General features: G+C 66.6%; 10 protein-coding genes. 5 read left to right on the forward strand and 5 right to left on the reverse strand.

The window, feature by feature from the left end:
• Positions 1-28: 28 nt before the first annotated feature.
• Positions 29-538 carry a DUF2690 domain-containing protein gene (locus ACH442_RS33500; RefSeq protein WP_396341988.1) on the reverse strand — a complete coding sequence of 170 codons (510 nt, stop codon included), beginning with the start codon at positions 536-538 and terminating at the stop codon, positions 29-31.
• 191 nt (positions 539-729) lie between these two features.
• On the opposite strand from ACH442_RS33500, the gene ACH442_RS33505 reads away from it, so the two are divergent.
• The 4 genes from ACH442_RS33505 (at position 730) to ACH442_RS33520 (ending at position 6,641) form a co-directional block, all read left to right on the forward strand.
• Positions 730-1,494, forward strand: coding sequence for a hypothetical protein (locus ACH442_RS33505; RefSeq protein WP_396341987.1), 765 nt, complete (start codon positions 730-732; stop codon positions 1,492-1,494).
• A 177-nt stretch (positions 1,495-1,671) separates the two neighbouring features.
• Positions 1,672-5,499 carry a GDSL-type esterase/lipase family protein gene (locus ACH442_RS33510; protein WP_396341986.1) on the forward strand — a complete coding sequence of 1,276 codons (3,828 nt, stop codon included), beginning with the start codon at positions 1,672-1,674 and terminating at the stop codon, positions 5,497-5,499.
• Between the two features lie 25 nt (positions 5,500-5,524).
• Positions 5,525-5,902 (forward strand): hypothetical protein, encoded by a 378-nt coding sequence (locus tag ACH442_RS33515; RefSeq protein WP_396341985.1) that lies wholly within the window; start codon positions 5,525-5,527, stop codon positions 5,900-5,902.
• A gap of 124 nt (positions 5,903-6,026) precedes the next feature.
• A complete protein-coding gene (locus ACH442_RS33520; RefSeq protein ID WP_396341984.1) occupies positions 6,027-6,641 on the forward strand; it encodes a DUF2690 domain-containing protein in 615 nt (204 codons plus the stop codon).
• Between the two features lie 111 nt (positions 6,642-6,752).
• Here the strand turns inward: ACH442_RS33520 and ACH442_RS33525 are convergent, their stop codons facing one another.
• The 3 genes from ACH442_RS33525 to ACH442_RS33535 form a co-directional block, all read right to left on the reverse strand.
• Positions 6,753-7,637, reverse strand: coding sequence for an RNA polymerase sigma-70 factor (locus tag ACH442_RS33525; RefSeq protein ID WP_396341983.1), 885 nt, complete (start codon positions 7,635-7,637; stop codon positions 6,753-6,755).
• A 200-nt stretch (positions 7,638-7,837) separates the two neighbouring features.
• Positions 7,838-8,044, reverse strand: a complete 207-nt coding sequence (locus tag ACH442_RS33530) for an aminotransferase class I/II-fold pyridoxal phosphate-dependent enzyme (RefSeq protein WP_396341982.1) — start codon at positions 8,042-8,044, stop codon at positions 7,838-7,840.
• On the reverse strand, positions 8,041-8,775 hold the full coding sequence (locus tag ACH442_RS33535; protein ID WP_396341981.1) for an aminotransferase class I/II-fold pyridoxal phosphate-dependent enzyme: 735 nt from the start codon (positions 8,773-8,775) through the stop codon (positions 8,041-8,043). The genes ACH442_RS33530 and ACH442_RS33535 overlap by 4 nt, the downstream gene beginning before the upstream one ends.
• Here ACH442_RS33535 and ACH442_RS33540 point away from each other — a divergent pair.
• Positions 8,756-9,739, forward strand: coding sequence for an alpha/beta fold hydrolase (locus ACH442_RS33540; protein ID WP_396341980.1), 984 nt, complete (start codon positions 8,756-8,758; stop codon positions 9,737-9,739). The two genes, ACH442_RS33535 and ACH442_RS33540, sit on opposite strands and share 20 nt — an antisense overlap.
• 13 nt (positions 9,740-9,752) lie before the next feature.
• Here the strand turns inward: ACH442_RS33540 and ACH442_RS33545 are convergent.
• Positions 9,753-10,226: transposase (locus tag ACH442_RS33545; RefSeq protein ID WP_396341979.1), on the reverse strand; the 474-nt coding region annotated here is incomplete at its 5' end.

Raw genomic sequence — 10,226 nt, forward strand, 5'->3', positions numbered from 1 at the left:
ATTCTCCTCGCCTTGGCCATGGCTCGCCTCACGTCCACAACGTGCAGAAACTGCCCGTGTCCGACTGTTTGTTGGTGTAGGGGTCCGGGTCGGTGTACGGGGGCGGCTCGTTCAGGATGTAGCAGGCCTTCAGGGAATAGTCCCAGTCCAGGAGCGTGCTCACCTGCACCGTGCTGCTGACACCGATGGTCTTGGCGGACAACGCGCGGCCCCCGTTCTGCGGCATGTAGAGCGGGAGCAGCGCGTGGAGCTGAGCGGTGCCACCGGGGTCGGGGATGACCATCTCGGCATAAGCCGCGTGGCAGGTGCTGGAATAGCGGATGGTGAGCACTGCACGGTCGCTGCTGCCGGACTGGAAATAGGGCACGAACGTCCCGCAGCCGCTGACCACAGTGGTGTCGAACGGGCTCTTGCCGTCGCAGGCGGCACCGAAGCAGGGCGGCGCGGCAAGGGCGGGTTGATCCATCAGGATTGTCGGCACGGTGCCGGCCAGCACGGCGACGGCTACCCAGGCCAGGCGCCTGAACAGGCGATTCACGTCTTTCCTCCCCGTGGCCGCCGTTCGACCGGTTTGTCAAGATCACGGCAGGACCGAGGAGACGGTAGACGCACCGTCAGGCTTGGATCAATGTGAATATTTTCTCACGTTCTGGCATTGCTTTCATCGCGTCGCATCTATTACATCATCGAGTAATGGATCTTCGAGAACTAGATACTCAGGAGGGTCCCGTGCCGGTCTCGCAAACGGGGACGGCCCGGGCCGTCCTGCTGGCCAGCATCCTCGCCGTCTCCGTCGGCACGCTCACTGCCTGCGGTGACGACCCGGCGCATCCGGCCGCAGGGCCTGCGTCCTCGGCGGTCACACCGTCGGTCACACCGTCATTGGGCGGCGAAGCAAGCGGCGCAGCCACGATCCCCGGAACCATCGGCGGTGCTGCCACCGCCGGTACCACCGGCACGACTCCGTCGGGCGCCGTGGCCCCGAGCGCGGGCAGCACGGATTCGCAGGTGTGGAATTTTGCCGCCGTCCCCGGCGCCTCAGCGGCACCGATCACCGGCACGCTGGCGGCGAAGTGGAAACTGACCCGGGCCAACCAGACGACAATGGGCCGGTACGTGGAATCGATCTACTACGCGGGCTCGGCCGACCTGAACAAGGGCCGGTCGATCCGCGTGCAGCTCGACGTCGGCGCCACCGACGGACTGCCGCATTACGTCAGTTGCATGGGCGGTGGCCCGGGCGTCGACCGCACCCGGGACACGGCGGCGCGCGACTTCGTCGAGGAGTGCTTCCAGGCGGTCGTGCCGCCGGCTGAGCGCGCGAAGTTCCAGGAGTGGTTCGACACGTCGTTCAGCAAAACCGGCTCGACCCGGTACCACTACAGCGGTACAGGATTCGGCTCCTCGCTGTTGCTGACGGACAACTGGATCAACGTGGAGATGGTCGGCCATGACCCGAAGGCCGCCCCCGACTCCACGCCGCTAGGTCAGTAGTACCTGATATGCGGTAGTTCATCAACAGTTGTAAGTATTCCTCCAGATTGATACGGTCCGGTCGCACGGGGGAGATCGTCTTCGGTGGCCGCGACGGATACGCGGTCACCCGGTTCCGCACGCCACTGTCGCGTCGGCACTGCTCCGGCCGCTGTCAGTCCGGTATCGGGAGGCACCATGCCATCGAAGAGAGGCAGAGCATCGGCTCTGCTCGCGGCCATAGCAGTGGGGGTGCCGCTGGGACTCTCCGGGCCGGTCGCCGCCGCCCCGTCGCCCCAGCCCACCGCCACGCCCGCCAAGCCCGCCACTCCGGTGGCTCGGCCGGCCGTCCCTGAACCCGACAAGACCCTGCGCAGCGGCTGGCGCAGCTCGGCCGACCGGGCGGTGACGGTCGCCGGTGACCTCGACGGCCTGCACGTGCTGGCCGCAACCGAGAGATCCGGATACTCCTGGAACACCGTGGCCACACTGTCCGAGCCGGGAGTCGATACCAGCCAGTGGATCGGGCAGGCCTGCACCACTGGCTCCGGGCAGCGGGCGGTGGTCGTCTACGCCCCGGTCGAGGCGTCCAACCATCCCGACCGGATGGAGAGCGGCGGTTTTGTCGCGACCGTCGATCTGACCACCGGAACGGTGCACAAACTCGGCCTCCGCGCCTCGCTGGCCTACTACAACCCGGGCTGCGGCAGCGGCGAGACCGCCGTGATCACCGCTCAGCAGACCACTGATTCCGGCATCGACTCCACGCTCACGGTCGTCGACGCGGCCCGCGGCAAAGCCGGACGCAGCCAGAAGATCCGCAAGCAGATCAGCTCGGCCGTGCCCTACCAGGACGGGATCGCGGCAGTCGACGGCAACCAGCTGATCAGCCTCGGCTCGACCGGTGCCCGGCGCAACCTGACCACCGCCGACGGCAGCCCGCTGCGCCTGCACCCGGACCTCGACGGCGGCCTCGGCTACGAGGTCGTGAACGGTTCGGATACTCAGGTACGGCGCCTCGCCGGAGGCAAGAGCGCACTGCTCGGGCACGGCGCCGGCGGGGATGTCCAGCTCCAAGCCGCGGGCGGACGGGTCTTCGTCATCGGACAGAGGGCCGACCAGGTCACACTGCCCAAGGCCAAGAGCTGGAAGCGCGTCCCAGCCGCCGCGGACTCGGACATCTCGACCACGGGCGAACTGGCCGTCACCTCGGCCCGGTCGACCGCGACCGCGCGGCCCGGCGGCGGACAGACCCTGATCGCGGCCGATGTCACTGCGACGGCCAAGCCGGTGAGCTTCGCGGTCAACCCGTCGTCCGTGACCGACACCGACGGTGCCGCACCCGCGCCCGGGACGACCGGCACCAGCTCGTCCGGTCCGATCGCGCCCAAGTCCTCACTGGCCACTGTGGACCCGGCCACTGTGCCCTGGGACCCCGACCGCGGCTGCGCGGTGGCTCGCAACGACCCGAGCATGATGACCTACCAGGCCACCTCCCAGCAGGTCGAGTGGGCGGCCGACCTGGCGGTCAAGGGCCAGCTGATGGTGTCCCGGCCGGCCAACTGGGAGGGTTCCGGCATGCCCTCGACCTGGCAGCCGCAAGCCCTGTTCCCGCTGCACCCGCTGCTCGGCGGCGGGCACGTCCCGGTGCAGGTGCTGCTCGGCGTGCTAGCTCAGGAGTCGAACACGATGATGGCCAGCCCCCATGCGGTCGACGGCGAACGCGGGAATTTCAACCAGGGCGGCTTCTACGGTGACACGATCACGTTCAGCAAGGTCGACTGCGGGTACGGTGTCGGCCAGGTGACCTCAGGCATGGCAGTGGCCGACGGCACGAGGAGCTACACGGCGCTGCAGCAGCAGGCGATCGCCACCGACTACGCGTCCAACATCGCCGCCTCGCTGAATATCTTGATCGACAAGTGGAACACGCTCTACCAGATGGGCGTCAAGCTGAACGGCGGCGACCCGCAATTCATCGAGAACTGGTGGTTCGCCCTCTGGGCCTACAACTCCGGCATCCAGCCGGCCACCGCCGACCTCGGGAACACCACCGGCTGCTCGCCCGGGCCATCCTGCACCGACTCGGCCGGTTACTGGGGGCTCGGCTGGAGCAACAACCCGGCCAACCCGAACTACCCGGCCGACCGCAAGGCGTTCCACCTCTCCGACGACGACGCCAAGGTACCCAACCACTGGTCGTACCCGGAGCGGGTGCTGGGTTGGGCGGCCCGTCCGGTGGCCCGCTACGACTACATCAACCAGACCTGGCGGGCGGCATTCGTGCCTGGTGTCTGGGGCGGTTCCAGCCCGTGGCTGCCGAGCAACCTGAACCTGTTCTGCGTCACGACCACCAACCACTGCCTGCCCAACAGTGTCAACGACAACTTCGGGCACCCGGGCGCGGGCACCTGCCAGCTGGCGAACCTGCACTGCTGGTGGCACGTGGCCCAGACGTACGGGAGCGACACGACCTGCGCGACGGTATGCGGCCGGGAGAACGCCACCTACCAGGCCGGTGACGCCGAGCCGCAGGGCGTCCGTGTGTACCCGCCGGACTGCCTGATGGACGGCCTGCACTCGGCGGCCGTCGTGGACGACACCACGGTCACCAGCGACCTGTGCACCAAGGCCTGGACCGACCAGGGCAGCTTCAGTTTCAGCTTCAACAATCTGAAGAACACGACGTGCACTACCAAGTGCGTCATCTACCAGGGCAAGATTGACCTGCACCAACTCGGCTCCGGCTTCGGCGGGCACTTCTGGTTCACCCACACGAACTCCTTCCAGCGGGTGACCGGAACCTGGAGGCCGCCCGCGTCGAGGACCGGCTGGACCCGGATCAAGGTGCACGTCCCGGAGATCCACGGAGCGACCACCCGAGAAGCCGACTACATCATCAACCTGGGCAACGGCGAGACCCGGCACCGGATCGTCAACCAGTACTGGAAGCAGAACGAGTGGATCGACCTGGGCTCGTTCAACCTCTCCGCCGGTGCCTCGGTGTCACTGAGTGACTCGACCAAGAACGTCCCGGTCAGCCGGGTCGACCGCGGCGACATCTCCTGGGACGCGATGGCTTTCATTCCCACCTCGAGCCCGACGGCGAACTACGTGGCGCTCGGCGACTCCTACTCCTCCGGCGAGAGTGTGGCGCCTTACGAGCCGGACACCACTCTGGACGACGACAACTGTCACCGCTCGGACGGCGGCGCCTACGCCTATCAGATCCGCACACCCGGCCACTCGTCGTCGATCGCCCTGGAAGCGGCCGGCGGCACCGCGAACTTCCACCTCCTGGCCTGCAGCGGGGCCCAGTCCGTCGATCTGACGCAGGACTCCGTCGACACCACCAACACCTGGAACACCCAGTGGGGTTACGTCCAGAACTACCACTACAACGAAGTCAACCAGATCGACGACTCGGGCTGGCTCGACCGGGACACCACCCTGGTGACGGTGAGCATCGGCGGCAACGACGTCGGCTTCGGTGACATCGTCAAGGGATGCCTGCCACCCGTGATCAAGAACTGCCTGGCGTCCGATTTCAAGCTGCCTCGCGAGTTGGGGGACGAGGGCAAGAAGGTGACAGTGGTCGACCCCGAGCCGCTCATCACCTATGAGCCGAAGCTGGTTGTCGCCCTGCGCAGTCACTTGGTCTCGGTTTACCAGGCAATCCATACCCACGCTCCGAACGCTCAGGTGGTCGTGGTCGGCTATCCGGCCCTGTTCGACCGGAACGACGGGTACTGCAGTCTGTACTCGCCGGACAAGCAAAAGTGGATGAACGACCTCGCGGAACAAGTCAAGACAACGACCCTGAACGCCATCACGGACACCAAGGCCGCGTATCCCGGGCTCGATATTCGGTTCGCCGACCCGGATGCGGCGTTCGACGGGCACCACCCGTGCGACTCCGACGCCTATCTCCACGCGATCGAGCCCCTCGACCAGGCCTCCTCCTTCCATCCCAACGACAAGGGGCACGTCGCCTACGGGAAAGTCGTCAACGACGTGCTGAACTGAACCAGCGATGAGAGAAGGACGACGGGTGCGACGGCTACGACCGCCGGCCGCCGCGGCGACCGCCGCCGCGGTGGGGTACGTGCTGGTCTGGTTCGGAGTCTCGGTGCTGCTCGCGATGCAGGATCGCGTCGACTGGGGCATCTACGACCTGACCATCTTTGTCGGCTACCTCGTCGGGCTACCACTCGTCGGATGGGCGTTGCTCGGGCTGCTCCGGGTGCGCCCGGCCTGGCCGGTGGCATTCCTCGCCCCCGTCGTCCTCGTCGTGCTCCTGGACGTCGTCCAGCCGTTCAGCGGTGACCATGTCGCCATGGCCAACGCTCTGCTCGCGGCGGCGGCCTACGCGGTCTCCGCAGCCGCGGTGACCGTTGTCGCCGAATGGTTCAAGCGGCGATTCGGCTGACTTGACAGCAATTCACGGATCATTTGCCACGAGATTTTTTTTCTCGCTGCAAACCTCGACTTGAGCAAGTCCTTAAGATACTTTTCTGCTTGTCGAAGAATCCACCGGTCACGGGGAGAATTACATGTCTTATCAGAAATTCCGCGGATGGGTGCGTGCGCTTACGGTGGCCGCCACCGCAGCCACAATGGTCGGCGTCGCGCCGGTTTCCGCGCACGCCGAGACCACCCTCCTGCCCGGGTGGGACCTGCCCGCCACGGTGAGCACGCAGGCCGACGGCTCGATCCTGGCCGAGGTGGATCCCGCCGCGCTGGCCGCGAAGTCCACGACGTTCACCACGCTGGCGACCACCGGATGCGGCTCCACCTGCGACGGCAAGGACCCGAACAACTACAAGTACGCTGGTGCGACCTGCGCCGCGGACGCGACCACGGTCCGAGCCGTCTATGAGCCCGGGGGCACCTACGCCGGCGTCGAGTTGCGCTACAGCCCGCGCTGCCGCACCGCCTGGGCCCGCTGGTCGAACAACGCGCAGCTCCTCAGCTCGATCTCGCTGTACAACTACACCTCCAGCGGCACCGAGCGCCTGCACTACATCCTGGACGGGCTGGATCGCGCGAGCCAGGCCTGGGGACCGATGGTGAACGACGCGGGCTACCTTTCCAAGGCCTGCTATTTCTACTACGACGGCGGCAGCACCGCGAACCCGTACTACACCATCTGCACCACCAAATACTGATTGACGACTATGTAAAACTGACCGCCCACCTGCTTCCGGCAGGTGGGCGGCAGTCCCTCTTTCAAACCCGATTTGCGCGTACGTCGTGAGCCGCCCGCTCCCAGCGATACGTCACGCGAAAGCGGCGACCTTCTCGGGGGTCACGATCCAGAGGATGCGCTCGATGCCGCCCTCCGCGGCGACCACCGTCATCACGCCCTGCAGAACCCCGTCCCGGCGCAGCACTGCCGACGTCTCGCCGTTCGTCGCGACCCAGTCGACCTCGATGCCCTCCCAATACCAGGCCAGCGCGCCGAAGAATTTCGTGACCCGCTCGACACCGAGGACCGGGATCCGGGCGACCCTGACCGCGCCGTTGCCGTCCGAGTAACTGGCGACATCGGCGGCGAAAAGGCGTTCCAGCGCGGTCATGTCACCGGTGCGGGCAGCCGCGACGAACTTGGTGAGCAGATCCTTCTGTGCCTCCGGGGCGACCCTGGTCTTCCGCTCACCGGCGACGTGTTTACGGGCGCGACTGACCAATTGCCGGACGGCGGGTTCGGTCGACCGGAGAATGTCGGCGATCTGCCCGTACGGATAATCGAAAGCCTCACGCAGCACGTAGGCCGCGCGTTCGCTCGGCGTCAGTTTCTCCATCAGCAGCAGAGCCGCGAACGCGAGCGCCTCCCCACGCTCGGCCCCCAGATAGGGATCGGCGCTGGTGTCGACCGGCTCGGGCAGCCACGGGCCGACATAGGTCTCCCGGCGAACCCGCGCGGACTGCAGCGCATTGATCGCCATCCGGGTCGTGGTGGTGGCCAGGAACGCGGCCGGACTCCGCACGGAGGCGCGATCGTAGGCCTGCCAGCGCAGCCACACATCCTGCACCAGATCCTCGGCTTCGCTCGCACTGCCCAGCATCCGATAGGCGATGCCGAACAGCCGCGGCCGCACCTCGGTGAAGATGCGTGCTGCCTCGTCGAGATCGTCCGCAGTGCGCGCTTTCGAATCCGTCACCGCTCCCCCGTTCCGCCGTGTCCGCCCGAGCCATCGTGGCCGTTTTCATTCGATCCCACAGCGAATCGAGGTGTCCGTCACAGGTTGGACGGCGGCGCTCTCCACCGGTGTCGGGCGGCGGCTTTCTCCGCAGTCAGGCCGGCTCGTTCCGACCCTCAGGCGGCGGCTTTCTCCGCAGCCAGGCCGGCTCGCTCCGCCAATCAAGCGGCGGCTCTCTCCACCAGTCGCGCGATGCGGGACACCCCTTCGGGGAGATCAACGTCGCTCAGCGCATACGAGAAACGGAAGTAACCCGGCGTGCCGAACGCCTCCCCGGGCACCACCGCGACCTCCGCCTCGTCGAGAACAAAATTCGCGAGCTCGGCCGACGTGCCCGGCAGCCGGCCGCGCCCGAGCAGGCCCTTCACCGACGGGTAAAGGAATGGAACTTCGCATCGCCGTACACCAAATGCTGGTAAATCTCGTCGGTGACGACGAAAAGATTGTGCTCGACGGCCCAGTCGCCGATTTCTTGCAACTGCTCGCGTGAATAAACTGCGCCCGTCGGATTCGACGGAGAACACATCAACAACAATTTGGTACGCGGGGTTCGCGCGGCCTCGAGCTGGTCGGCGCTCACCAGATACCCGGTCGACTCGTCGGTGTTCACCGCGACCGGGACACCCCCGGCCAGTTGCACCGCCTCCGGATAGGTCGTCCAGTAGGGAGCCGGGATCAGCACCTCGTCACCCAGGTCGAGAAGCGCGGCAAAAGCCTGGTAGACGCCCTGCTTCCCGCCATTCGTGACGATCACCTGGGACGGCTCGACCGGGTGCGCGGACACCGCCGCGATCGCCTCACGCAGCGCGGGCTGGCCGGCGGCCGGCGTGTACTTGTGCGAGCGCGGGTCACGGCACGCCTCGACGGCCGCCTCCACGATGTAATCCGGGGTGGGGAAATCAGGCTCACCGGCCCCGAAACCGATGACCGGGCGGCCGGCGGCGCGCAGGGCCTTCGCCCTCGCGTCCACGGCCAGGGTTGCGGATTCAGCGATGCTGGAGATTCGCTCAGAAATACGGCGCATAGGCTGATCCTGCCAGCTTTCACGGCGTACGGGAAAGTCAATAAAATCTTTTGAATTGCCTTTCCGGTACGACATTATTCGCGGCCGTGGGGATAATGGACGGGTGGAGATGCGTTTCGCCCGCGCCGAGGACGGCGTCACGATCGGTTACCAGATGTTCGGGCAGGGCCCGGTGCTGGTGTGGATGCCGTCGCTAAGCAACATCTCCGCGCAGTGGCGGATTCCGGCGTTGCGCGCGGCCTACGAAAGGCTCGCCCGGGACATGACGGTCGTGCTCTACGACGGGCGCGGAATGGGCGCGTCGGATCGGCGGATCGACCTCGCCGACCTCGGTGTCGACGCGCACCTGCGGGACCTGCGGGCCGTTCTCGACGACGCCGGAATTCGCAGCGCGTCCCTTCTGGGGTATTACCACGCGACGGCCACGGCCATCGCCTTCGCGGCGCGGGAACCGGAACGGGTCGAACGACTGGTGCTGTTCGGTGGCGCCGCCCGGATGCGGGAAGCAATGCGGCCGGCTCAGACGCAGGCGTTGTTGTCGCTGGTCGAGCAGGATTGGGGCCTGTTCGCGGACGCGGTGGCGACAGCGTGGCTGGGATGGGATTCGGCGCCGTCCGGGCGGTGGACGGCGGAAGCGTTCCGGACGGCGACCACCGCGGCGGTTGCCCGGGCGTGGTTCTCGGCGGCGGAGGAAATCGATGTGACCGGGGAATTGGCGTCGGTTCGGGCGCCGGTTCTGGTATTGCACCGGCAGAGCCAGGAACAGATTCCGGTGGAGGTTTTCCGGCGGCTCGCGGACGGTTTGCCGGATGCCCGGCTGGTGGAGTTGGCAGGGGCTACGCCGACGTTGTTCATGGAGGATGCGGCTCGGGACACCAGGTTGGTGACCGATTTTGTCCTCTCCGGGCGCGTGTCCTACGGCGATTCCTGGGTTGCCGGGACCGGCGGTCTTACTGTGCGTGACATCCCTGCGGTGGACGGATTCGCGGGGCCGGGCGGCTTCCCTGCGCGGGACGGGGTCGATGCACTAGATGAGTAAGTCCTAACTGAGGTCAGTGGTCATACGCGATTAGTGACCTGGTCAGAGGCTGTCCGGTTGCCCGGTTGTGCCAGATAGCTGCGGTCATGGCGAGGAGGCGTTGGGCGATGCGGGCGCCGACGCCTTCGATGCTGCGGCCTCCGTGCAGTTCGAGGTCGAGTTGACCTTTAAGGGTGTCGTTGACTGATTCGATGAGCTGGCGAACGGGCTTGAGCAGGTGTTCTCCGGGGTGCGGAGCCCGGTTGCGGTATGAGGGTCGCAGTAGCCGGGCTCCGCGTTCAGCCAGCCATCGGTCGAGTTCAGCGGAGACGTAGCCCTTATCCGCGATGATCAGCTGCCCTGGCCGGGATGCGAGCAGATCGGGATCTTCCTCCAGCGCCGCGGCCAAGACCTGACGCTCATCGGTTTTCGCAGTGGCCAGCGACCAGGCGATCGGTAGTCCTGCGGGCGTGCAGATCAGATGCAGGCGCAGGCCCCAGAAGAACCG

It is taken from the genome of Actinoplanes sp. NPDC020271 (assembly GCF_044388125.1).
Classification (GTDB): Bacteria; Actinomycetota; Actinomycetes; order Mycobacteriales; family Micromonosporaceae; genus Actinoplanes.

Coding starts and splice junctions, on each gene's coding strand:
- ACH442_RS33510 (WP_396341986.1), top strand. CDS start 1,672: ATGCCATCGAAGAGAGGCAGAGCATCGGCTCTGCTCGCGGCCATAGCA.
- ACH442_RS33520 (WP_396341984.1), top strand. CDS start 6,027: ATGTCTTATCAGAAATTCCGCGGATGGGTGCGTGCGCTTACGGTGGCC.
- ACH442_RS33535 (WP_396341981.1), bottom strand. CDS start 8,775: ATGTCGTACCGGAAAGGCAATTCAAAAGATTTTATTGACTTTCCCGTA.